The sequence below is a fragment of the Arthrobacter silviterrae genome, from assembly GCF_011045165.1.
Taxonomy (GTDB): domain Bacteria; phylum Actinomycetota; class Actinomycetes; order Actinomycetales; family Micrococcaceae; genus Specibacter; species Specibacter silviterrae.
Window position 1 is genome coordinate 44,212 of record NZ_JAAKZI010000026.1, and the last position, 22,855, is coordinate 67,066.

The window sequence follows — 22,855 nt, forward strand, 5'->3', positions numbered from 1 at the left end:
GCCCATTGTGTGATGTGGTCAACATTTTCCGCCGGAAATGTTTCAGCCCGCCCCGGCGAAGACTGCCGGGGCGGGCTGGGGTGCCCGATAACGGGCAAATGGTGGGGCCTAGACAGCCTGGAGGCGGTCACTTTCGGACACGACACGAACCGTGTCGGCGCGGTCATGCCGGACCACCAGGACTCCGCGGGCCGGGAGCGGCTGCAGTCCCCCGGCGCCAGGCGCCGGGCCGTCCCCGCCCACCAGGATGCTGGCCCGGGCCGGCACCGATACGTCCAGGGCCGCCGTCGAGCGGTTAAGCACGAAGGTAAACGATGTGTCACCGCTGCGGCGCACCACCACCTCAACATCAGGCCCGGCACCGTCGCGCAGGGGCACGCCCGCTTCGACGAAGATCCGGCGCACCAGTTCCCGCAGCCCGGCGTCGGCCAGGCAGGCGCTCACGTACCAGGCCGCACCGCGGCCATGGTCCCGGACAGTGACTGCCGGGCGGCCGTCCAGCTCGCCGCCGGAGTAGCTGGCCACGGTGCGCGCCCCCGGCGCGTCAAGCCATTCGCTGACCGTGTGCACGGCGTGCAGGGCACCGTCCAGGCGCAGCTGCCCGCTTTCGCCGTCGGGCAGCGGCCAGACCTCGTCCACTTCCACGCCCAGCAGCCCGCGCAGCGGGCCGGGCGCCCCGCCCGGGTGGACGTGGTCGTTTTCGTCAACAACGCCGGAAAACGCCCCGACGACGACGGTCCCGCCGGCGGCCGCATAATCGTCCAGCTGGGCGGCCAGGCCGGGCGTGGCGAGGTAGATATTGGGCACCAGCAGCACCCGGTAAGCGGACCAGTCCGCCCCGGCCCGGACCAGGTCCACGGTGGCGCCGAGGGTGAACGAGGCCCGGTGCCAGTCCCGTGCCTGGCCGATCCAGCTGAGCCGGTTGGTGGGCAGGGAATCCGGCGCGGCCAGGGCCCACATGTTGTCCCAGTCGCAGAGCATGGCAACGTGGGCCTCGACGCGGCTGCCCTTCAGGGCGCCGAGCTGCCGGAGTTCGGCACCGAGCAGGCTGCATTCCTGGAAGGTCCGGCTCGCCTCGCCGCGGTGGCCCAGGATGGCGGCGTGGAACTTCTCCGGACCGAATTTTGCCGCCCGCCACTGGAAGTACATGATGCCGTCGGCGCCGTGGGCCAGCGCCTGGTAGCTGTCGAGGCGCATCACGCCCGGCGCCTTGGGCACGTTGACGTCGCGCCAGCTGACGGCGCTGGCTGATTGTTCCAGGAGGAGCCAGGGCGCGCCGCCCTTGGCACCGCGCATGAGTGCGTAGTTCAAGGATGCGTCAATGTGGGCGCCGGGGTCCGCGGGATCGGGGTAGGCGTCGTCGGTGACAATGTCCTCGGCGTCGGCAAAGGCAAAGTAGTCCAGCTCTCGCAGGATGGACATGAAGTTGGTGGTCACGGGCAGCTCCGGCGTCACCTCTCGGAGCACTTCCACCTCGGAGGTGAACAGTTCCAGCATGGCGGCCGAGGAGAACCGCTCGAAGTCCAGGTGCTGGGTGGAATTGATGGGGCCGGTGGACTCGCGTGGCGGTTCGATGGACTCGAAGTCAAGGTAGTGCTGTCCCCAGCAGCTGGTCCCCCAGGCCTCGTTGAGGGCGTCAATGCTCCGGTACTTGGTGCGCAGCCAGGTGCGGAAATGAACGGCGGAGGCGTCGCACCAGCAGCGGGGCACATGGTCGCCGTATTCATTGGACACGTGCCAGAGGCGCACGGCGGGGTGTTTTCCGTAGCGTTCGGCCATGGCGCGGGTGAGCCGGAGTGCGTAGCGGCGGAAGATGGGCGAACTGAAGCAATAGGCCTGCCGCGAGCCGAATTCCAGGTGTGTCCCGTCCGCCGTGACGGGCAGGATCTGCGGGTATTTGCGGATGAGCCAGGCCGGCGGCGTTGCCGTGGCGGTGGCCAGGTCGACGGCGATGCCGGCGCCGTGCAGCAGTTCAATGACGTCGTCCAGCCAGCCAAAGTCAAAGCAGCCTTCCACAGGCTCCAGCAGGGGCCAGGAAAAGACGGAGACGGTGATGAAATTGACCCCGGCCTGGCGCATCAGCCGAATGTCCTCCTCCCACACCTCCCGCGGCCACTGCTCCGGGTTGTAGTCTCCGCCGAAGGCGATTCCATCGAGTTCAAGCGTCCGGGTCATCCCTTGACCGCCCCTCCCATAAGTCCTGATACGAATTGTTTTTGAAAAATGATGAAGACCAGCAGCAGTGGCAGGGTGGCCAGGAGGGAGCCGAGCATGAGGCCTGAATAGTCCACCCGGGACAGCCCGATCATGGTGTTCAGGGCCACGGGCAGCGTGTACTTGTCCTCGGTGTTGAGCATCAGCAGCGGCCAGATGAAGGAGTTCCACTGGCTGATGAAGGTGTAGATCATCAGCGCGGCCAGCTGCGGGCGGGCCACCGGCATCACAATGCGGTAAAACGTCTTCAATTCCCCGGCGCCGTCAATGCGGGCCGACTCTATCAGGCTGTCGGGGAAGTCGAGGAATGCCTGGCGCATGAGGAAGATCCCGAAGGCGTTGGCCAGGAACGGCAGGATCAGCGCCTGGTAGCTGTTGACCCAGCCCAGGCTTGCCATCATCTGAAACAGGGGAACCAGCAGCACCTGCATGGGGATCATCATGGTCAGCAGCACCGCGCCAAGCACCAGGCCGCGGCCACGGAAGCGGAACTTGGCCAGCCCGTATCCGCACATGGCACTGACCACGCAGGAAAAAGCGGTATAGATGACGGCGACAACCAGGGAGTTGACCATCACCTGGGAAAAGTTGGTCTCTTGCTGGAGCCGGGCCAGGTTTTTCCACAGCTCCCCGCCCGGCAGAAGGGGCAGCGGCGTGGCGAACAGGGCCGCCGTCGTATGCGTTGAAGCGATGACCATCCACAGGAACGGGATGATGCTCAGCGCTGCCCCGACCAGCAGTACCAGGTACACCGGAAGCCGTTTGAGCGTCTGTGTCATTTCTTTTCCTTCATGATCGCGAACTGCACCACGGAAACCACCGCGATGATGGCCACCAGCAGCCAGGCGATGGCGGAGGCATAGCCAAAGTCAAACTGCTGAAAGCCCACCTTGTAGAGGTACAGCACGGGGGTCAGCGTGGCGTTGTTGGGCCCGCCGCCGGTCAGGATGAAGTTTTCATCAAACAGCTGGAGGGCGCCGATGGTGGAGGTGATGGAGCTGAAAAGGATGACAGGGCGCAGCTGCGGGATGACGATTTTGGTGAAAATGGCCCACCGGCCGGCGCCGTCAATGCGGGCGGCCTCGTAGAGCTCGGCGGGGATTCCCTGGAGTCCGGCCAGGATGATGACCATGTTGTAGCCGGTCCACCGCCACGTAATCGAGGCGATCAGGGCCACGCGGGACCACGCTTCGCTGTTGAGCCAGTCCACCGGTGACATTCCCACCATGGCGAGCAACTGGTTGACGGCGCCGCCGTCCGTGGCGAGCATGACCCGGAAAACCAGGGAATACGCCACCAGGGTGGTTACCGCGGGCAGGAAGTGCATGGCACGGAATCCGGTGCGGAAACGCAGCCATGACTGGTTGAGCAGGTAGGCCAGTCCCAGCGCCGTACAGACCATGAGAGGGACCTGGATGACCAGGATGAGGCCAACGTTGAACAGGCTCTTGGCCACCAGCGGATCGTGGAACAGGCGCAGGTACTGTGCACCGCCCACCCACGTGGACTCACCGCCCGTGGTCGAGAAGAAGCTCTGCCACAGGGAAGACAGCAGGGGGTAGAGGAAGAAGATGGCGAAGAGCGCGACCGCCGGCAGGACAAACCAATAGCCGGGCCGGCTGCGGCCGGCGGTGGAGCGTGCCCCCGCCCGCCCGCCCGCGTTTGCGGACGGCCGGCGGGAGGGCCGCAGGAGTGTGCTGGTCATGGTTGCTGGGCGATCTTTCGCCCGGTGGCGGTGGCGATCTGCTCCGCCGCGGACTTCAATGCCGCGGCCGGGTCCTGATGGTTGAGCACGGCAGCCACGACGGCGCTGGAGACCGTGTCCCCCGCCTTGGCATTGTCACTGGTGTAGGTGATTGACGGGATCTTGGGTGTTTGGGCCGCGAAGAGCTCATAGACCTTTTCACCGCCGAAGTACGCCTGGGGTGCGTGGAACAGGGGCGCATCCAGGGCCGGAAGATAGGACGGGAACAGGCCCTCGTCCTTCATCATGGACACCTGGTTGTCCTTGTTGGCCAGCATGAACTTCACGAAGGAGCCGGCCAGCTGCGGGTTCTTGGCCTGGGTGGGGATGGCGAGGGTGGAGCCGCCGTCGTTGGAGGTCTGCGTGCCTCCGGCCGTGAAGGCAGGCAGCGGCACCACCGTGATCTTGTTGGCGAGCTCCGGCATTTCGCCTGTGAGCGTGCCGATCCACCACACGGCCTCGGGCATGACTGCGGACTTGCCGTTCTTGGTGGCCGTCACGCGCCCGTCCCAGCCCTTGACGTTGTCTAACAGGCCCTTGTCGTTCATGGTCTTGATCAGCGCCAGTGCCTTGACGGCGGCAGCTGAGGTCAGGTTGATGGCGCCGTCGGGGGTGAAGATGCCCTGGCCCTGCTGCTGGAGCAGCATCTGAAACAGGCTGCCGGTCGAGAGGTCGGTGGAGATGAGGGCGTGGCCGGTGGCTGCCTTGACCTCCTCCCCCGCGGTGATCAAGTCATCCCAGGTGGCGAGCTTGCTGGGGTCAACACCTGCGGCCTTGAAGTAGTCGGTGCGCACGTAGAGCGCCACCGTGCCTGAATCCCAGGGCATGGAGAGGAGCTTGCCGTCGGCACTGGACGACGCCGAAATCTTGGAGGGGTCGAACTGGGCCTCATCCGCGCCGATGAGCGGCTTGAGGTCCGTGAACGCCTTGGGAAACTGGTGGATGTACGCCGGCATGTGGTCCGTTTCGACCGTAATGACGTCCGGCAGCCCGCTATTGGCCTGCAGTCCCACTGACATTTTGTCGTAAGCGTTGTCATAGCCGATGTCCACGACGTTGATGGTGGTGCCGGGATGTTCCTTCGTGTACTCCTTGGACAGCCGCTTGAGGGCCGTGGCGGCCACATCCCAGCTCCACACGGTAATTTGTCCGGACACGGCGGCGTCGCTGCTGAGCTTGGTCCCGGCGGCGGACGGCACACCGCCGGTGGCGCAGCCGGAGAGCAGGGCCAGGGCAAGCAGCGGCGCGGCAAGCTTCATTGCTTTGGGCATGAGGGTTCCTTGTGAGAGTCAAAATTCTGTATACAGTACACACTGTAAAGGGTTGGCGTTGTGATTGGCAACACTCCGCCCTAAAATAAACAAACCTTGACATTAGTGAACATGACTTCCGCGGCGCAGGGGTAGCGGCGGGGCGCATGCGTTATCGCCCCACCGGGCTCACGGCCGGACTGTGGGCATGGCGAAGCTGGGCCGTGATGAAACGGCAGAATCATGGACAGCTGCGCGTGGCGGCCATCCGGGAGGTCAGTCCCCCTGGGACTCCGCCTTCTTGGCCTGGAGCTGGCCAATCTGCCGGCGCGCGGCAGCAACAAGTTCGTCATTGGTGTTGGCGTGTCCGCCAAGTCCCCAACCGCCCGGAACGGCCTCGGTCAGCAACACCCAGGTGCGTCCGGCCAGTGTTGGGTCTCCGGCCGCCTTCGCCACCAGCTCGGTAAATTGCCAAACGACGGCGAGTTGCTTGTCCCGATCCAGTGCGCCGGCGTTCGTCAGCACCTGCACTCGGATGTAGTTGCTGTCCCCGTCGACGTTTGAGAGATCACCCTCGGGCAATTCGTGCACAAATCCGGCAGTGTTTTGCCGGAACATCGGTATGTCCGGGACGCCCTCGATAATTTTGAGCGTCTCGGCAAGGTCCTTGGCCAGTTGGTGTTTGTCCGCAAAGGTGCCCGCTGTTGCATACACGTCGATCATTGGCATTGTCGTATTCCCAACCACTCGTTTGGACCTTGCTGGTGGTGGCAATGATGCGCGCGGAGGCGGTGCTCCGTCAAGGAAATACTCGCCGTGCATGGCCGGGGCGCCGACCACTTACAGGGCGCCGCGGTTCCAGGGCCGCCCGCCCGTCAGCTGTGTGGATGAAGCCTTGGCCCCGCCAGGCCGTGGTCCGCCGCGGACAGGATCCATTCAACAGTGAGCGGCCGTCCCGTGGGCAGCGGGCAGGCAAGGCGAAACCTGTGGACGGCCCACACCACGTTGTCCGGGGTGAAATACCCCTCGCTGGCCGGCAGCCGTTCATAACTGATGCCCTCGCTGGTCGAGGCGATCTCCACGGAGTCCCAGAGGTTTCCCGCCGCCAAACCTTGGGTGTCCAGGGTCAGTGCCACGGGGATGTCCATCCGCAGCACTTCAGGCGCCTCGCCTTCGCAGGCCGTGCTGACGGTAAAAGTGGTTGAAAGTATGCGAATCGCACCGGCCGCCGGGACATCGTCCAGGCAACCCCGCAACGGGACGGTCCACTCGCGGGGGATGACTGTCAATTCCCTGTCATCGTGCCGTCCGGCAGCTGCGCAGCCGGCGCTGCCCGGTGTCCCCTTGCCAGCCCCGTTCTCAACCCTGAGCACACATTCCCCTTCACGTTTCCGCCAACCCCGTCCACCACAAGAGAGTGCCCTGCCGGGCATTCATGACGGACTAATTGCAAGAAGTCCCGGCCCCGGCGGCACGGCTGGTGTGCTGGAGGCCGAATTGCGCCACGCCCGTGTGCCCCGCGGCACCAGCTAGGGCACCTCGGCTGAAACAGTGGGCGCTTGCAGCCCGAGGGCACCGCTCATGGAGACATTGAGCTCAAGGGCCGTCTCCAGCAGGCCCTGCGACACAATGCATCCGGTCACCAGAATGCGCACCGGCGCAGTCTGGACTGTCTGCCCCTTGCCTGGCAACAGCGGCGGCTTGACGGGCACGACGGCGGTGGGCGCCGCCGTCGTTCTTGGTCCGTGGGAGTCCTCCCCCTGCGCATCACCGTCCTGGGCCTCCCCCTTTTCCGTCTCCCGGGCTGCGACCGGCCGCGCGGCCGGCTTCGCGGCTTTGGCCGCCGGCTTCGTTGCCGGGCCCGGGGAGGCGGGCTGCTGGTTGACCACCAGGATGCTGCCGGGCCGGTCCGCTGCCAGGTGGCCCGGCACCGCCGGGGGCCCGTCCGGCGGCGTGTCCCCGGCCGGTGGCGGGGCCGGAAGGGAGATTGCAGGCAGGGAGTCGGCGATCGCCGGGCCCTGGTCCGGTACAAACAGCCCGCCACCGGACAGGCCCGCGGTCAGGGCGCCGGCCGTGGCAAGCCCGGCCGCCGAGTAGGTCAGCAGGGCGCGCATGCCCATGCCGGCACCGTGCTGGCCGGCGCCCAGCAGACTGCCCACATCCAGGGCCGCGCCCTTCGCCATTTCCCTACCGGAGTAGGCCAGTCCCGCCAGTGCCGGAAAAATGATGCCGCGCATGCCAGTGCCTACGTCCTTGACGTGGAGCAGGATTGCGCCGCATTCCGTGCAGCTTTCCAGGTGCCGCTCCAGCCTGTCCACCCGCCGGGGCGCCAGGGATCCCCGGGCGTAGGCCCCGAGATGCTTGGCATACGCTTCGCAACCGGCTTCCACCGCACCGACATGGTGTTGCAGGTATGCCAGGCGCAGGCCTTCCCTGGCGCGGACTGCTAGGGCCGACACAGCGTTGGGGGCCAGGCCCAGCAATGGAGCAATGTCAGCAGGTGCCATCCCGTCAACTTCCTGGTACCACAGCACGGCCTGCCAGCGCTCGGGGAGGTCCCTGAAGGAGCGCGCCACCACCTCGTCTTCAAAGGCGGAGACCAAGGGATCGGGCCATTCGTCAACCTCCATGACCGATTCCATGTCGTCGGTGACCATCCGCTTGCCGTCGATGGCCCGCAGGGCGCTGGCCAGCCGCCGCAAGGTGGTCAGGAGGTAGGCCCGGAAGAAGACTTTGGGCCCTTTGCCGCCCTGGATGGCCGCGAGCACCTTGGCAAACGACTCTGCCACCAGATCGGAAACGTCGCTGAAATTGCCGGCATGCCTGCGGGCGGTGGCCTCCGCGCTGTCACGGTGCCGTTCATAAAGCAGCCCGTAGGCTTCCGTGGAACCGTTGCGGACTTGTCGAATCAAGTCCTCGTCGCTGGGCGCGTCGACGTTGTCATTTCCGTTTTCCAGTGATCCCACGACTACTCCCCATAGTCGCGATTGATCAAAATGCACATATCCTTGGATATTACCCCAGCCCCCGCACGGCAGCTGTGAGGCGGATTCCCCGTTTCGTGACGCACGAATTGATGGAAATTTCTGCGGCAGCAACACGTGCATTGTGACGCCCCGAATTGGCCATGAGGACGCCCATGCCCCATATTGGTGCGTCTTCAATAAACTTTTCCCATGACTGAAACTGCAGCCAATTCCGTAACCCTCCGGTTCCTCGCGGCCCCCACCGATGTGGGCCACAGCGGATCCGTCGACGCCGGCACCGTCCTCGAATGGGTCGACAAGGCCGCCTACGCCGCGGCGGTGGGGTGGGCCAAGTCCTATTGTGTGACGGCCTATGTGGGCAACATCCACTTTGCCGACCCGGTCAACAGCGGGGACATGGTGGAGGTGGAGGCTACCATTGTCTACACGGGGCGGTCCTCCATGCACATCCACACAGTGGTGTCCTCGGGCGATCCCAAGGGCGGCACCCCCACCATGCGCAGCCAGTGCCTGGTGATCTTCGTAGCCGTCGGAGCCGATGGCAGGCCAACTCCCGTTCAGCAGTTTGCCCCGGCCTCTCCGGAGGAAATTGGGCAGCGCGATGACGCGCTGGCCCGAATCAAGGTCCGCGAGGAGATCGTGGCCGCCATGAAGGCCCAGGCGTACACGGATGAAGGTACCGCCGAGCGCGTGGTGCTGCGCTTCATGGCCGCCCCCACCGACGTCAACTGGGGCGGGAAGGTCCACGGCGGGATCGTCATGAAGTGGATCGATGAAGCCGCGTACGTGTGCGCCACCCGGTATTGCGGGACGGACGCCGTGGCCGTGTTCTCCGGCGGCGTGCGCTTCTACAGGCCGCTGCTGATTGGCCACGTGGTGGAAGTTGAGGCCCGGCTGGTTTACACGGGGACCAAGGGCATGCACATCGCCGTCCATGTCCGTTCGGGAGACCCCAAGGGCCGCGACATGAACCTGACCACCTACTGCCTGACCGTCATGGTGGCCCGGGACCATTCCGGAAACTCCGTCCCCGTCCCGCCGTGGCTGCCCGTCTCGGACGAGGACAGGCGCCTGCACGCCCACGCCCGCGAACTGCTCGAGATTCGCGGCCGGGCCCCGGGAAACAGGCTCCCCAACCACCTGCTGCCTGTTGGCGGCATGAGGGCGGGACTGCCTAGCTGAGCAAATTAAGGGCGTCAGTGAAGGCGCCGAGCTCGGGCAGCCGTCCGAAGAACGATGCATCCGCGGCTTCCACGTCCCCGGTGGCCGCCCTGGCCGCCAGGATTCCACGGGGCGTGGGGCGCAGGATGCGGGCGCGGCCGTCTCCCGGGTGCCGCGCCCGTTCCACCATGCCCTTGGCTTCGAGGGCGCGGAGCACCTGGGATGTCATCATCACGTCAGTGGCCGTGTGTTCGGCGAGCGCCGCCTGCGTCATTTGCCGGTCCGGTTCAACCGAGTGGAGCCAGACAAGGCTTGCCAACAACACATACTGCACATGGGTGAGCCCGTGTGGTGCCAGCGCGGCCCGCATCACGGCCTGCCATCGGTTCGTGACGTGCCAGAGGGCCAGGCCCGGGCTCTGCGCCGAGGATGAATAGCGGCTGCCAAGTGAAGCGTCAGGCACGGAGCCGTCAGGCACGGACGCCGCGTTCGGCAGCTGCCAGCAGCTCCCCCATGGCCACGGGGAAGTCGCCGCTGATTTGGGGACCAAGCTCCGGGCCCAGCTCATCGGCCTGCTCCCCCGTGATTTCCAGTTCATGCGTGACGGTGGTCCCACCCGCGGCCACCGCCTCCAGGCGGTGGCGGAACGTCAGGGTGAGGCCTCCAAAGACTGTCTGGTCGGCGTAAACCTGACCGGGTTCCAGCTCCGTGATGACCGATTCCATCGGGTCCTGGCCCTGTGGGGTAACGGTCAGCCGGGTACCGGCCGCGAACGGGCCGTGGAGCTCAAACAGGTCCGAGTCCGGGCCCAGGCTGGTCCCAGAATGCAGTGCCGCAAGCGCGTTCCAGACCGCTCCCGATTCTGCCGCCGTCGTACCCTGGTGTTGTGTTGTCCACATGGCGAGTCTCCTTCGATAAATAGTAAGTGCGCTTATCATATCCAGGAGCCGCTCACAGCGCAAGGGGTTTTCGCGGACCCGCCGGGTCCAAGCAACAGCAGCCGCGCCCCTCAATCCGCCTGGCGGCGATTCTTGCATTAGGCAACCTTTTCCATGGCAAAAACCATTGCCGCATCGGCCCGCTGGTCTTAGCCTTGACCCAGCGGGCTTCCGACAGCCGTCACACAGCCCCTTAAAAAGTCTGGAGATCCTGGAATGCGCAAACACTTCCTTGGAGTGTCAATGGCGGTCGTTGTGACCGTCATCGCCGCGGTCACCGGAGCGGGCGTCGCCGACGCCGCCCCCACACCCAAACCAATTCCGAACTCGTCGCCGGGGTGGCTGACGCACGGGAAGAACCTCGGCGCCGCCTCCCCGAACGGGCAGGTCAGCGCACGCGTGTACCTTGCCCCGAACGGCGGGCTCACCGCCTTGCAGTCCGCCGCCGAGGCAGCCTCAAGCTCCCACCACTTCCTCACACCCGCGCAGTACCACGCACAGTTTGACGCCACCGGGGCAACTGTCAGTGCCGTCAGCAGCTGGCTGAGCGGCGCAGGCCTGAAGGTCAAGGTGGACGCCAACCACCGCTACGTTGACGTCACAGGCAATGTGCGCGCGGCGGACAAGGCATTCGGGGTGACCATCGCCAACTTCAGCCATGACGGGCTTAACGTGCAGGCGCCGACAGGCAGCGCCAGCGCACCGGCTTCCGTCGCTTCGGCCGTCATTGCCATACAGGGGCTCGACACCACGGTGTCCGTCGTCGAACCCCGGACGCAAAAGCCCTCGCCTCCCAGCGCCGGCTTCCGCAATGCGCCCGTCTGCTCCCACTGGTACGGGGACCAAACCCCGGCCACGCTGCCCACACCGGACGGCACCGTCCTTCCGCAGTTGAACGGCGCCTCACTGCCCTATGCCCCCTGCGGATACACCGGGCCGCAACTGCGCAACGCCTACGAGGCAGGGGCGGCAGCGGGGCTTGACGGCCGCGGCGTAACGGTGGCGATCACCGACGCCTACGCCTCCGCCACCATTGAGGCGGACGCCAACAAGTACGCCGTCCAGACTGGTGACCAGCCGTTTGCCGCCGGTCAGTTCAGCCAGAGCCTGCCGAAGGCCTTCACCCAGGTGAACAGCAACAACTCGCCAAGGCAGTGTGATGCATCGGGCTGGTACGGCGAGGAAACGCTTGACGTTGAAGCAGTGCACGCCATGGCACCCGCGGCCAACATCCGCTACTACGCCGGCGCCAGCTGCCAGGACTCCGACCTCCTTGACACCTTCACCCGCATCAACGACGAAGGCATCGCGACCATCGTGACGAATTCGTGGGGCGGGGTGGGCGACGTCGTCAAGCCGGCATTGTTCCAGGCCTACGAAACCGCCTTCCTCCAGGGCGCTGTCCAGGGCATCAGCTACGCGTTCTCCACGGGCGACTCCGGCGACGAGGCCGCCAACGTTGGCTCGCCCCAGACCGACTACCCGGCCTCCGACCCGTTTGTAACGGGCGTCGGCGGCACCTCCACCGCCATCACCCCGGCCGGCGTGACCGGGGAAACCGGCTGGCAAACCACCAAGTACACGCTCGCCAACGGGGCATGGGCTCCCACCGTGCCGTTCCAGTACGGCGGAGGCGGCGGGTTCTCCTCCAACATCCCCGAACCGGCCTACCAGGTTGCGGCGGGCATCCACAGCCCCAATGGCGGCCGTGCGCTGCCGGACGTGTCCATGGACGCCGACCCAACCACCGGCATGCTGGTGGGGCAGACGCAAACCTTCCCGGGCTCCGCGTCCTACGACACCTACCGGATCGGCGGAACCAGCCTCGCCTCGCCACTGTTTGCCGGCATGACGGCCCTGAAAATCCAGGCCAGCGGCCACGGGCTGGGACTGCTCAACCCGGCGATCTACGCCGACCCGTCGGGTTTCCACGACGTGACGGGTGCCGGGATTGATGCGGGCAACATCCGCGTCGACTTCGTCAACGGGCTGGACTCCAGCAACGGCTACGTCTACTCGGTTCGCTCCTTCAACACCACGAACACCACGCTGAAGGTCGGCACCGGCTGGGACAGCGAGACCGGCTGGGGCAGCGCCCGGGCGGGCTGGCTCACCCCGGCACCGTAACGACAGGCTGGCATCACAAAACTAAAAGGGAGGGGCCGGTTCACGCCGGCACCTCCCTTTTGCCTTGCGGCATCCGGTTTCAGGCACGACGGCGGCCCGGCGGGCTGGGCGGGGTCAGGGCCGGCGGGTCCACCAAAACTCCAGCTGGATGTTGTCCGGGTCGCGGAACACCAAGGCAGCGCCATTGGCCGTGTCCTGGGGGGCGGAGTGCACCACATTCAGGGACGTCAGCTGTGCTTCCCAGGCGTCGAGGTCAGCCCGCTCGCCCACGCTGAAACCGATGTGGTCCAAACCGACATTGCGGTCGTCAAAGGTGGTGACAGGCACGGAGGCGTGCTGGTTGAGGCCGATGACCAGCCCTGTGGCCTGGTGCAGCAGCACGATCATGATGCGGTTCTCCAGGTCTGCACGGCGCACCCGGCGCAGCCCCAGCACCTCGCAGTACCACTGCGCGCTGGACTCGGCATCGTTGACGGACAGGTCTATGTGTGACGGTGCCCCAAAGTTGGGCATGGATTCCTCCTCTTTCCCTTTTGAGCATAGCCCCGGGCTCCGGCCCGTTGGCGGGCAGCCAGGCACGCCAGCGCCAACGCCCCCACCCCCTGCGCGCACGCCCCCCACCCCCGCGCGAACCGGCACTTAACGTGGATGTTTCGGCGCAACACCCCCGTTAAGTGCCCGCTCGGCCGTCGATTCACGGGCCTTCGTTGAAGCACTCGCGCTTTCGCGCCCCGCGGAGGCAGAATGGGACGATCGGCATGGACAGGCCGATCATGGCGCCGACGCGGCGCCCTTGCCGGATTGCGCTCACGGCCAGAGCAGGCCAGATGACTGTTCAGGACCAGACGGGAAAAGGTTCCTGGCCGCAACTGCGTGTCGAGGACTGGCAGGGGACCCGGGACACCGTGCAGCTGTGGACCCAGATCGTCGGCAAGGTCCGCATGGCGCACGCCCCGATGCTCAACCACTGGTGGCAGGTGCCGCTCTATGTGACGCCCCGCGGCTTGGCGACGCACTCCATCCCCCATCCCTCAGGCCCCTTTGACATGGAATTCGACTTCTTCGACCACCGGCTCGCCATCCGGTCCGGCAACGGCTCTGTGGCAAGCGTCGGCCTTGACGCAAAGTCGACGTCGGAATTCTATGCGGAGACCATGGCCGCACCGGCAGGGCTGGGACTTGAAACCACCATCAGGGCCGTTCCGGTGGAGGTGGATCCCGCCATTCCCTTCGCCGAGGACAGCGTCCACAACTCTTATGACGCAGCGGCAGTCCAGCTGTTTTGGCGCCAGCGGGTCCAGGCCGACCGCATATTGGACACCTTCCGTTCCTCCTTCCGCGGCAAGGTCAGGCCGGTGCACCACTATTGGGGAACCATGGACCTCGCCTGCACACGGTTTTCGGGCCGCGCCGCACCCCGCCATGCAGGCGCGCATCAAACTTCGCGGAATGGGTCATGGAGGAGAGCTACTCGCACGAATTGAGCAGTTGCGGTTTCTCCACGCCAGCCATGCTGCAGCGGCGGACCCTGGCCAGTGGAATCGTGCCGCACCGGAGATCGATCCGGAGCGCAGGGCCGGACGCACCAGGATGCCGGAACGGACCCCACCCCTCCCGCAAATCCACCCACCGGGCGTAAAGTTGTGCTGTCCTGAAGCCCGACCAAAGCTAAGGAGATGGCCCCATGGACCACTTCACGGGAATCGATGCCGCAGTTCCGCCCACAGGAACGGGCTGTGTCGAATGCGAGTCCGCCGGAGGGTGGTGGGTCCACCTGCGCCGCTGCGCCCAATGCGGCCACATCGGCTGCTGTGACAGCTCCCCCGCTCAACACGCATCCGCCCATGCAGCCGCCACAGGCCACTCGATCGTCCGCAGCTTCGAACCGGGCGAAGACTGGTTCTGGGACTACCGGACCAAGAGCTATCTCAACGGCCCGGAGCTGGCCCCGCCCAGCCACCGGCCCGTGGACCAGGGCTCCCCGGGCCCCTCAGCCCGCGTGCCCGCGGACTGGCAGAGCCACGTCCATTGAACCGGCCGCCACCACGAGGTGGGCGCCAACGCACTTGCCGGAAAGATCCTGCGGAGATCGCCAACGCCTGACCCGCGGCTTTGAGCTTGCCTACCCCAATGCGAGCCTGGGCGCCGAAATCGGCACCATCGACTTCAACATCGGCGTCATCCGCTGACCCCGCGGCGTTTCACGCGGCAATCCGCACGCCCTCGGATCGGCTTTTCGCCACCATCCAGGCACGTATGACTGCGGCCAGTGCCTGTTTCTTGGCTTCGAGATCGGCCGCGTCGGCAAAACGCGCAACCCGGGAGACTTCGCCGTCGCCCTCCAGCAGGCCCAGGGGGTCATCGATCGAGGCCCCTGGTGGAACATGAGCGTGACAGTCTTCTTCGAGCGCGGAAAGAAGGAGGCTATATTCCCCCTGTAGATGAACGTGGGCGCCCTCCACTTGACGGCTTCGCCCAGGGCCGGATCGAGGGAGAGGATGTAGGCCCGCACGCTCGCGACCAGCTCGCGCTGCGGGTTGTCGTAGCTGTCGAACCAGGCGTCCACTTCGGGATTTCGATTGCCCACGGCGTGCCTTCCTGTGCTGCATGCTCACCGTTTCCAGCCCACAATACCCCTGCTGCCGCTGTGACTTCGCTGACAGGGACTGGCAGACCCTCCCACGTTGCCTCCCGGCGGACGTAGCGTGGAGCTGTTGGAATTTCGCGGCGAACCACGGCCGCGCAAAACCCTCCCACAAACCACAGGAGATCCCCATGTTGACCGTCAACGCCTATGCCGCCCCGTCCGCCACGGGCGCGCTCATGCCCACCACCATTGAACGCCGGGAAGTTGGCCCGCACGACGTCCTCATCGACATCAAGTACGCAGGCATCTGCCACTCAGACATCCACACGGTCCGCGGCGACTGGGGCCCGCAAACGTACCCGCTGGCCCCGGGCCATGAAATCGCCGGCGTCGTCGCCAAAGTCGGCACAGCTGTCACCCGGCACCAGGTGGGCGACAGGGTGGGCGTGGGCTGCATGGTCAATTCCTGCGGAGAATGCAAAAACTGCCTGGCCGGAGAAGAGCAATACTGCCTCAACGGCAACGTCGGCACGTACGGCTCAATGGACCGCGACGGGACTATCACCCAGGGCGGCTACTCCACCCACGTGGTTGTCACGGAAAACTTTGTGGTCCGCATCCCCGACGGACTGGAGCTGGATGTGGCCGCCCCGCTGCTGTGCGCCGGCATCACCACCTTTTCGCCGCTGCGCCACTGGGGCGCCGGGCCGGGAAAAAATGTCGCCGTCATCGGCCTGGGCGGGCTGGGCCACATGGGCGTCAAGCTGGCGCACGCCATGGGCGCCACGGTCACCGTGCTGTCCCAGTCGCTGAAGAAGCAGGAGGACGGCCTGCGGCTCGGCGCCGACCACTACTTCGCGACCAGCGATGAAAACACTTTCACGGACCTTGCCGGCAGCTTCGACCTGATCATCAACACCGTCAGCGCCGCCATCGACATCAACGCGTACCTGCAGCTCCTGGCGCTCGACGGCGCCCTGGTCAACGTGGGTGCCCCGCCGCAGCCCCTGCCCGTGCAGGTCTTCTCCCTGATCGGGGGGCGCCGGTCCTTCGCCGGGTCCGCGATTGGCGGCATCGCCGAAACCCAGGAGATGCTCGACTTCTGCGCTGAGCACGGCATCGGCGCCGAGATCGAGGTCATCCCGGCCGGCAAAATCAACGAAGCCTACGAACGCGTCCTGGCATCGGATGTGCGCTACCGCTTCGTGATCGACGCAGCAACGTTCTAGAAGGAGCGGGCCGCCAGCACGGAAGCACGACGGCGGCCCGCACCACCCGCGGGCCGCCCGCCCAAGTGCGGGAGCCGGCGTCGTGCCCTGCTTCAGGGCTGGGGGCGCTCCGCGAGGCGCTTGGGGCTGGGGTAGGCGTCCCGCATGTGGTCGCTGGTCAGGAAGTCCGCAATGCCGATCATGAGGGCGGCAAAGATGATCTGTTCCACCACCATCCAGTAAGGGTACAGACCAGGGATGGTGGCCACGATCAAGGTGATGACGGGGAAGATCTGGCTGAACAGCCGCAGCCGCTGGTAGCCCCAGTAGTAGCCCTGCTCCGCCCGCCACGCAAAAAAGAACAGTGTCAGCGTCATGAACAGCACCACCACGCCGCGGAACAGCACGGCGAAGCCCACCGGCGTGCCGCGGATTTCCAGCACCAGGGCAATCACGATGGCGCTCACGCCCACCAGGACCTCAAGGGCCAGGATCCAATTTACCCAGCGGAAGGCCCGGCGCGTGCGCGGATGGACCCGCGCGGCCTCCTCGATCACGTAGTGGCCGTTGCGCCCGCCGGCCAGTTTGTCGATGTCCAGTCCAAACACTTTCAAGGCTGTCATGGGAACAGCGTAGTGGGCGCACGGCCCCTCCGGCATCACCGCCATGGGACTGCCGACTCCGGCACCCTCATCGACACCTCCCCGGGCTGGTCAAAGCAGCCCTCAACCCCGGTCCGGTGCCCCGCCCGGGTGATGGACACGCTGACAGTCCGGGTTTCGGGCAGCGGCCAATCCTACGGTCCCAGTTCCGCAGCCCGCTGCAACAAATAGGTCCGCACCGCGGGCTGCGGGGTGGCGCCGGCCGCCGCGTTGTACGCCTCCGCCGCCTCCCGCCGTCGTCCGGCCCGGGCCAGCAGCTCCGCCCGGGTGGCCAGGAAGGGCTGGAAGTGCTCGACGGCGGCCGCCCCGGCAGGATCGTCCCGTACGGCAAGGGCGTCCAGTTCCGCCAGGCCGGCGGCCGGGGATTCGGCACGGCCAATCACCGCAGCCAGCGCCACCCGCGCGCCGAGGCTGGGTGCAACCGCCACAAGCGCCGCATACAGGGTCCGCAGGGCCGCCCAGTCAGTGGCGTGCGTGCGTGCGCGCTCGCAATGCACTGCCTGGATGGCTGCCTCCAGCTGGAAGCGCCCCGTGGCGCCCCCGGCCGAGGCCCGGCGCAGCAGGGATGCGCCCTCCTCCATGAGGCGGCTGTCCCACAGGGCCGTGTCCTGTTCCTCGAGCGGGACAAACGGGCCGCGGCGGGCAGGCGCGCGGGCCTGGGAAAGGGCGATCAGGGCAGCCAGGCCCCATGCCTCCGGCTCAGAGTCCAGAAGCGCGGCCAGGGTCACCGCCAGATAGAGCGCCTCAGCTGCCATGTCCCCGCCCTGCCCTTCCGGCGCGTCGAGGAAAGCCAGCGCATAGCAGCCGTAGACGGCCTCCAGCACGGCGGGCAGCCGCCCGGGCATGGCATCCCGGCCGGGCACGGCGAACGGAATCCGGGCCGCCTTGATGCGCTTTTTGGCCCGCACCAGGCGTTGCGCCATGGCCGCGGCCGGGACGGCAAAGGCGGAAGCAATGCGGGCCGCGTCAAAGCCCAGGACCGCCTGCAGCATCAACGGCGTCCGGATTGCAGGGTCAATGGCGGGGTGGGCGCAGGTGAACAGGAGTTCCAGGCGCTTGTCCCCAATGGCGTCAACATCGAGTTCATCCAGGGCCGACATCGCGGTGCCTCCGTTCCCGTCCGCCTCCTCCAACGGCAGCGACGTCCGGCGGGAGGCTGATTTCCAGGTGTCGCGCTGCCTGTTGCGGGCCACCGTGAGCAGCCAGCCTTCGGGATTGGCGGGGACTCCCCCGGAGGGCCAGCTGAGCAGGGCCTGTTCAAAGGCATCCGAAAGCGCGTCCTCGGCCAGCGAAAGATCGCCCGTGGACGCTGCAAGAAGGGCAACAAGGTGCCCGTAGGAGGCGCGGGCAGCGTGCTCAGCCGCAGCCCGCGCCTCCGCGTGGGTCAGGCGTTCGGCGTCCACGCACCGTCCACGGTGTAGGTGGCCCCGGGCCGGATTTCCACGGCACCCCATTCCACGGACGGGGCCTTCCCCGCCCACTCGATGGCGGCGTCGAGGTCGGCAACGTCAATGACGAACGTGCCGCCCAGCTGTTCCTTGGTGTCGGCAAACGGTCCGTCCTGCACGCGCAGGGTACCGCCGGCCTTGGTCAGCGTGGTGGTGTTCGACGAAGGCTGCAGCACCTCGGCGCTGATCAGGACCTTGGCCTGGTGCAACGCCGTGGCGTAGCTGCTGAAGGCCCGCTGCCCCTCGGCCATGGCCTCCTCACCGAGCGATGCGGCATCCATTTCCGGGTAGTGCAAAAGCAGTGTGTAGCGCATGGTTCATTCTCCTTGATCGGGGCGGTGCCGTCCACGGGCGGCAACGCCTTTTGTGCCAAGCACGACGGCGGCTGGCGTGCCTCGTGGCCGTGCTTCACCAGGATGACGATTGGGCGGGCGGCGGATCGACAACAATTTTCAAATGTGACACCGGTCACAACTCTCCGGTAGCGGCGTAGCGTTATTTGTGCACCCAAAGGAGGGGCACGATGGACACAACACCAGCAATCATTGTCGGTTTGCCGGACTTGATGCACGCCGCGCGGGTCGAGGCGCGGGGCGTCATGGAGGAGTTCAAGGGCGATTACGTGGCCGAGCACCGGGCCGTGCTCGCCAGGCTGACGGCGGCCGGGGCCATTAGCGACGACGAGGCGGAGACGCTGCTTGGACTGTACAAGCTCGGCTATGAGGCAGGGGAGCCAAAGGGCAATGCCTTGCAGGCCTACTTTGAAACCCGGGACATCTACGCCAAAATGCTCGCGGGCACCAAGCCCAGCCCGGTGGCCCTGGTGCTCGCCTCAGCAGCACTGGGGTCCTTTGAAGTCTCAGTGGGCCCGGAAGGCTCGACGACGGTCTCGATCGCCAGGGTCAGCTACGGCTCAAGTCTGGCCGGGATCGGGGCAGCCTTGGGCACCTTGCTCGGCGGGGTTGCCGGCGGCGTCCTGGGAGGCGCCATTGGCGGGCTGATTGGCGGAATTGTGGACGACAAGAAAGGCAAGGGCAAGACCTGACGGGGCCCGCCCCGCCCCGCGCGGGCCGAAGGGCTCAGGCGCCGACTACCGCCGCGGCACCCACTTCGGCGGCAAGAAAGCCGCGGACGTCGTCGAGCTCGGGGCTGTTGATGCTGTGAGCCAGCCCCGGGTACACGCGCTCGACCAGCGAGGTGTGGCTCGGCAGGAATTCGGTGGTGCGGCCGATTGCCACCGGAGCGATGACCCTGTCCTCGGCGCCGCGCCCCCAGAACAGCGCGGGCATGGAGGCGCGCAGGGAGTCGTCGCCCGGCTGCGGCGCGCCCAGCACGAAGCCACCCAGCACCACGGGCGCCAGCACGCGTTCGGGGCGTGTGCGCAGCAGTTGCGTGGCCATGAGCCCGCCCTGCGAGAATCCGATGGGCACGATGCGCGTTGCTGGGGCCAGGTTCGCCTCAACCCACTCCCAGATGATGTCCGTTGCCTGCTCCACCGGCCCGGGAACGGGGTCGCCGGGAGTGCCGATGGGGAACCAGGCCGCGCCGCCGTTGCCGAGTTCCAGCGGCGCCCGCAGGGAGGCCCAGGGCAGGTTCAGCCCCAGCGCCGGGGCCAGAGAGGCCAGGTCATGCTCGTTGGAGCCGAAGCCGTGGAGCAGGACTGCCACTGCGTCCGGAACAGATTCGGCGGCCCAGTCGGGCGAGCGCAGCTCGCGAAGTGTGGGGCTCATGCAGTCTCCTTGGGAGCGGGAATCGGGGTGGTTGGCCAATGCTACGGCAAAACAACTACTTGTAGCTTCAATCAATATATCAAGGGCCGCCATGCATCATGGTGCCCTCGAAGCCAGCGTGCGCCACATCAGCCGCCCATGTCGGGGCTGACGGGCACCAACCCCACTGCGTTGCGGCGGTGGATCTTCTGCGGGGCCCGGTCAAAGCCCTTGGCGTCGAGGTTGTTGCCCCGGCGGTAGGCGGCCAGTGCCCCGTCGTAGAGTTCGTTGAGCCGGGAGCCGGAGAATTCGCCCCGGCTGCCGTCAGTAAAGGTGATGGCGATTGTCATCCCTCGTGGAAAGTGCCGGCTCATGTGGATGAAGCCGTCGGTGTCCTGCCGGAGGTTAAGCATGCGGGTGCCGCCTTGTCATGGGGAACTTCAAGTGTCCCCCATCCGGGGATGTCCCGCGGAACCCGTGAACCCGCCCGCCGTTCAACAGGCCCGTTCAATGGGCCCGCCCGTTCAACCGGCAAGTTCGGCCAGCCGGGCCTGCAGGAAGCGCCGTTCGGCGTCATTTCCGGCGAGAATCAGTGCCTCATCAAAGGCCGTCCTGGCCGCCCCGGAGCGCCCCAGCCGGACCAGGAAGTCACCGCGCGCGGCGGCAAGGTAGGGGTAGCGGGCCAGCCGCGGATCGGCCCCGAGCAGGTCCAGCACAGCGAGTCCCTCGGCAAAACCAATGGCAAAGCCGAGGGCAATGGCGCGGTTGAGTTCGACGACGGGAGTGGGCCAGGCGGCCGCCAGCAGTTCGTAGAGTCCCAGAATTTCCGGCCAGTCGGTTTCCTCCCACGACCCGCTTTCGTCATGAACCGCAGCAATGGCCGCCATGAGCGCGAAGCGGCCCGGCGGTTTCGACGCCAAGGCTTCCCGCAGGAGCCCCACCCCTTCAACAATGGCCGTCCTGTCCCATTTCGAGCGATCCTGGTGCTCCATCAGCACCAGCTCGCCGTGAGCGTCCTGTCTGGCGGCATTCCGGGCACCGGTCAGCAGCACGAGGGCCAGAAGACCGGCGACGTCGGCATCGCCGGGAAGCAGCGCACGGAGCATCCTGGCCAAATCAAGTCCCCTGTCGGCGAGCTCCCGGCGCATCAACCCGTCTCCCGAAGGTGCGTCGTGGCCTGTCGTGAAGACAAGAAACACCACCGAGAGGACGCCGTCGACCCTGTCCCGGAGCTCCGACATCGCCGGCACGCGGAACGGGATGTGCGCGGCCGCGATCTTCCTTTTCGCGCGGGTAATGCGGGCCGCCATGGTGGCCTCAGACAGCAGGAATGCGCGCGCGACGTCCGCCGTCGAAAGCCCGCACAGCAACCGCAGGGTGAGTGCAACCTGGGCGTCAAGGGCCAGTGCCGGGTGGCAGCAGGTGAAGATCAACCGCAACCTGTCATCAGGGAAGGCTTCCGCATCAAGATCAGCGCCGCCGGGCGGATCAGTGCTGGTATCCAACAGTTTGGGCAACGCCCGCCGGGCCGTTGCAGCGCGCCTGTGCAGGTCCAAGGCACGACGGCGGGCTGCCACTGTAAGCCACGCGCCGGGGTTCGCGGGGATACCGCGTTCATCCCAGGTGGACAAGGCGCTGGCATAGGCATCCTGGACGGTTTCTTCCGCCGAGTCGATGTCGCCTGCAACGCGCACCGTGGCAGCCAGCACAAAGGCCCACTCCCTGCGGTGCGCATCCGCAACCGCAGCGGCCACCTCCGGGCTGGCGGCCGGCGGCATTAGCTTGCCACCCGCACGGGCCGGACTTCCACCCCGCTGCCGGCGGGCACCTCCTTGGCAATCTCCAGGGCCTCGTCAAGGTCGGCGGCCTCAATCAGGTAGAAGCCGCCCAATGTTTCCTTTGACTCTGCGAAGGGGCCGTCCGTGACCGAGAATCCGCCGGAACCGTCCCGCCGAACCGAGGTGGCGGATTCCGGGGGCTCAAGTGCCGCCCCGTTGACCAGTGACCCTGCGCGGCGCTGCATGAAAGCTTGGTAGTCGCCGCTGACCGTCTCCCCCGCCTCCTCCCGCGTGGCCACTTCTTCCTGAAAGATCATGAGCAAATACTTTGGCATTGCACTCACCTCACTTTTTCCCTGATGGATTGCTGGTGGCAGTTGATGGTCAGTGGGCCGGCGCATTGGCGTAGGAGGCCACCAGCCAGTTTCCATCCTGACGGACCAGCACCCAGGTGGCAATGACTTCGCGCCCCGCCGGGAGCGCCGTCTCCCCTGCCATGAGGATGCCGGCCCTGCTGACGACGACGGCGGTGTTGCCGCCGATGACCCGAATGCTGAGTGGTTCATCAACCGCGTGGGACCCTTTCAGCGGCCCGTTGAAGCCGGCCGCCATGGAGGCGCGGATCTCATCCCGGTTACGGTGGTACACGCCCGGCATGACCACAGTGGCATCCTCGCGGTACGGCGCCACGAAGGCATCCGCATCGTTGTCTGCCCATGCGGCGTAGATAGCCTCAAACACGCCGCGGACCTCCTTGTCCGTTTCTGACTCAATGGTGTTTTCCTGGATCGCAGTCATGTCCTTGTTCCCTTCATCTCCGGTGTCCATTTTGGGGGGCCTCCCTTGAAGCCCCTGACCATACGACGCGCTCCCATGGCCCGGATCGACAACTGGTGCCCGACTTGGGGAAAGTTTCTCAAACCGGCGGACAGGACACGGCCAAAACTGCTGATTAAACTGATTGGCCGGGCCACCTCAACAATGAGGTGGCCCGGCCAATCAGGCGGCCCTTGACGGACCGCTGCTGTCTGCCGAAGGGTGG

26 protein-coding genes and 1 pseudogene are annotated in these 22,855 nt (G+C 66.3%); 7 read left to right on the plus strand and 20 right to left on the minus strand.

Annotation, left to right across the window (positions count from 1 at the left end):
- Window positions 1–108: 108 nt before the first annotated feature.
- From G6N77_RS14090 to G6N77_RS14120, 7 genes are all read right to left on the minus strand, one after another.
- On the minus strand, window positions 109–2,175 hold the full coding sequence (locus G6N77_RS14090; protein WP_165182802.1) for a beta-galactosidase: 2,067 nt from the start codon (window positions 2,173–2,175) through the stop codon (window positions 109–111).
- Window positions 2,172–2,993, minus strand: coding sequence for a carbohydrate ABC transporter permease (locus G6N77_RS14095; RefSeq protein WP_165182803.1), 822 nt, complete (start codon window positions 2,991–2,993; stop codon window positions 2,172–2,174). Before G6N77_RS14095 ends, G6N77_RS14090 begins: the two co-directional genes overlap by 4 nt.
- Window positions 2,990–3,919, minus strand: coding sequence for a carbohydrate ABC transporter permease (locus tag G6N77_RS14100; protein WP_165182804.1), 930 nt, complete (start codon window positions 3,917–3,919; stop codon window positions 2,990–2,992). Before G6N77_RS14100 ends, G6N77_RS14095 begins: the two co-directional genes overlap by 4 nt.
- Window positions 3,916–5,229 (minus strand): ABC transporter substrate-binding protein, encoded by a 1,314-nt coding sequence (locus G6N77_RS14105; protein ID WP_165182805.1) that lies wholly within the window; start codon window positions 5,227–5,229, stop codon window positions 3,916–3,918. Before G6N77_RS14105 ends, G6N77_RS14100 begins: the two co-directional genes overlap by 4 nt.
- 255 nt (window positions 5,230–5,484) lie before the next feature.
- Window positions 5,485–5,937, minus strand: coding sequence for a tautomerase family protein (locus G6N77_RS14110; protein ID WP_165182806.1), 453 nt, complete (start codon window positions 5,935–5,937; stop codon window positions 5,485–5,487).
- 146 nt (window positions 5,938–6,083) lie between these two features.
- A complete protein-coding gene (locus G6N77_RS14115) occupies window positions 6,084–6,581 on the minus strand; it encodes a hypothetical protein (RefSeq protein WP_165182807.1) in 498 nt (165 codons plus the stop codon).
- Window positions 6,582–6,737: 156 nt separating this feature from the next.
- A complete protein-coding gene (locus G6N77_RS14120; protein ID WP_165182808.1) occupies window positions 6,738–8,174 on the minus strand; it encodes a sigma factor in 1,437 nt (478 codons plus the stop codon).
- 210 nt (window positions 8,175–8,384) lie between these two features.
- Here G6N77_RS14120 and G6N77_RS14125 point away from each other — a divergent pair, with 210 nt between their 5' ends.
- Entirely contained in the window at window positions 8,385–9,377 is a 993-nt protein-coding gene (locus G6N77_RS14125; protein WP_165182809.1) for an acyl-CoA thioesterase, read from the plus strand.
- Here G6N77_RS14125 and G6N77_RS14130 read toward each other — a convergent pair.
- On the minus strand, window positions 9,370–9,819 hold the full coding sequence (locus G6N77_RS14130) for a MarR family winged helix-turn-helix transcriptional regulator (RefSeq protein ID WP_165182810.1): 450 nt from the start codon (window positions 9,817–9,819) through the stop codon (window positions 9,370–9,372). The genes G6N77_RS14125 and G6N77_RS14130 overlap by 8 nt on opposite strands.
- A gap of 7 nt (window positions 9,820–9,826) precedes the next feature.
- Window positions 9,827–10,255 carry an SRPBCC family protein gene (locus tag G6N77_RS14135; RefSeq protein WP_165182811.1) on the minus strand — a complete coding sequence of 143 codons (429 nt, stop codon included), beginning with the start codon at window positions 10,253–10,255 and terminating at the stop codon, window positions 9,827–9,829.
- Between the two features lie 282 nt (window positions 10,256–10,537).
- On the opposite strand from G6N77_RS14135, the gene G6N77_RS14140 reads away from it, so the two are divergent.
- Window positions 10,538–12,421, plus strand: a complete 1,884-nt coding sequence (locus tag G6N77_RS14140) for a S53 family peptidase (RefSeq protein ID WP_165182812.1) — start codon at window positions 10,538–10,540, stop codon at window positions 12,419–12,421.
- A 114-nt stretch (window positions 12,422–12,535) separates the two neighbouring features.
- Here the strand turns inward: G6N77_RS14140 and G6N77_RS14145 are convergent, their stop codons facing one another.
- The gene (locus tag G6N77_RS14145) at window positions 12,536–12,934 is read right to left on the minus strand and encodes a VOC family protein (protein WP_165182813.1); all 399 of its coding nucleotides are present in this window, start codon (window positions 12,932–12,934) and stop codon (window positions 12,536–12,538) included.
- A 314-nt stretch (window positions 12,935–13,248) separates the two neighbouring features.
- Here G6N77_RS14145 and G6N77_RS14150 point away from each other — a divergent pair, with 314 nt between their 5' ends.
- The 3 genes from G6N77_RS14150 to G6N77_RS20160 all read left to right on the plus strand — a co-directional run bounded on the left by G6N77_RS14150 (window position 13,249) and on the right by G6N77_RS20160 (window position 14,610).
- Window positions 13,249–13,905 carry a DUF5996 family protein gene (locus G6N77_RS14150; protein WP_165182814.1) on the plus strand — a complete coding sequence of 219 codons (657 nt, stop codon included), beginning with the start codon at window positions 13,249–13,251 and terminating at the stop codon, window positions 13,903–13,905.
- Between the two features lie 200 nt (window positions 13,906–14,105).
- A complete protein-coding gene (locus tag G6N77_RS14155) occupies window positions 14,106–14,453 on the plus strand; it encodes a UBP-type zinc finger domain-containing protein (protein ID WP_165182815.1) in 348 nt (115 codons plus the stop codon).
- Window positions 14,454–14,487: 34 nt separating this feature from the next.
- Window positions 14,488–14,610: a hypothetical protein gene (locus tag G6N77_RS20160; RefSeq protein WP_276609809.1), complete on the plus strand. Its 123-nt coding sequence runs from the start codon at window positions 14,488–14,490 to the stop codon at window positions 14,608–14,610.
- Window positions 14,611–14,622: 12 nt separating this feature from the next.
- On the opposite strand, the gene G6N77_RS19950 is transcribed toward G6N77_RS20160, so the two are convergent.
- Both G6N77_RS19950 and G6N77_RS20460 read right to left on the minus strand, forming a co-directional pair.
- Window positions 14,623–14,883, minus strand: a complete 261-nt coding sequence (locus G6N77_RS19950; protein WP_240902174.1) for a hypothetical protein — start codon at window positions 14,881–14,883, stop codon at window positions 14,623–14,625.
- Window positions 14,850–15,008: pseudogene (locus tag G6N77_RS20460) on the minus strand (hypothetical protein); the annotation flags it as partial. The gene G6N77_RS19950 and the pseudogene G6N77_RS20460, both read right to left, overlap by 34 nt.
- A gap of 188 nt (window positions 15,009–15,196) precedes the next feature.
- On the opposite strand from G6N77_RS20460, the gene G6N77_RS14165 reads away from it, so the two are divergent.
- A complete protein-coding gene (locus G6N77_RS14165) occupies window positions 15,197–16,237 on the plus strand; it encodes an NAD(P)-dependent alcohol dehydrogenase (RefSeq protein ID WP_165182817.1) in 1,041 nt (346 codons plus the stop codon).
- A gap of 92 nt (window positions 16,238–16,329) precedes the next feature.
- Here the strand turns inward: G6N77_RS14165 and G6N77_RS14170 are convergent, their stop codons facing one another.
- The 3 genes from G6N77_RS14170 to G6N77_RS14180 form a co-directional block, all read right to left on the minus strand.
- Window positions 16,330–16,839 carry a hypothetical protein gene (locus G6N77_RS14170; RefSeq protein ID WP_165182818.1) on the minus strand — a complete coding sequence of 170 codons (510 nt, stop codon included), beginning with the start codon at window positions 16,837–16,839 and terminating at the stop codon, window positions 16,330–16,332.
- Window positions 16,840–17,012: 173 nt separating this feature from the next.
- A complete protein-coding gene (locus G6N77_RS14175; protein ID WP_306986854.1) occupies window positions 17,013–18,281 on the minus strand; it encodes an RNA polymerase sigma factor in 1,269 nt (422 codons plus the stop codon).
- A complete protein-coding gene (locus tag G6N77_RS14180; protein WP_165182820.1) occupies window positions 18,263–18,640 on the minus strand; it encodes a YciI family protein in 378 nt (125 codons plus the stop codon). Before G6N77_RS14180 ends, G6N77_RS14175 begins: the two co-directional genes overlap by 19 nt.
- A gap of 209 nt (window positions 18,641–18,849) precedes the next feature.
- Between G6N77_RS14180 and G6N77_RS14185 the strand changes: the two genes are divergently transcribed.
- Window positions 18,850–19,371, plus strand: coding sequence for a hypothetical protein (locus G6N77_RS14185; RefSeq protein ID WP_165182821.1), 522 nt, complete (start codon window positions 18,850–18,852; stop codon window positions 19,369–19,371).
- Window positions 19,372–19,405: 34 nt separating this feature from the next.
- On the opposite strand, the gene G6N77_RS14190 is transcribed toward G6N77_RS14185, so the two are convergent.
- The 5 genes from G6N77_RS14190 to G6N77_RS14210 form a co-directional block, all read right to left on the minus strand.
- Complete coding sequence (locus G6N77_RS14190; RefSeq protein WP_165182822.1) at window positions 19,406–20,056, minus strand: alpha/beta hydrolase; 651 nt, start codon at window positions 20,054–20,056, stop codon at window positions 19,406–19,408.
- 128 nt (window positions 20,057–20,184) lie between these two features.
- Window positions 20,185–20,448: a hypothetical protein gene (locus G6N77_RS14195; RefSeq protein WP_165182823.1), complete on the minus strand. Its 264-nt coding sequence runs from the start codon at window positions 20,446–20,448 to the stop codon at window positions 20,185–20,187.
- Window positions 20,449–20,559: 111 nt separating this feature from the next.
- Entirely contained in the window at window positions 20,560–21,813 is a 1,254-nt protein-coding gene (locus G6N77_RS14200; RefSeq protein WP_165182824.1) for an RNA polymerase sigma factor, read from the minus strand.
- Window positions 21,813–22,148 (minus strand): YciI family protein, encoded by a 336-nt coding sequence (locus G6N77_RS14205; protein ID WP_165182825.1) that lies wholly within the window; start codon window positions 22,146–22,148, stop codon window positions 21,813–21,815. The genes G6N77_RS14200 and G6N77_RS14205 overlap by 1 nt, the downstream gene beginning before the upstream one ends.
- Window positions 22,149–22,197: 49 nt before the next feature.
- Entirely contained in the window at window positions 22,198–22,641 is a 444-nt protein-coding gene (locus tag G6N77_RS14210; protein WP_205678298.1) for an SgcJ/EcaC family oxidoreductase, read from the minus strand.
- Window positions 22,642–22,855: the final 214 nt, after the last annotated feature.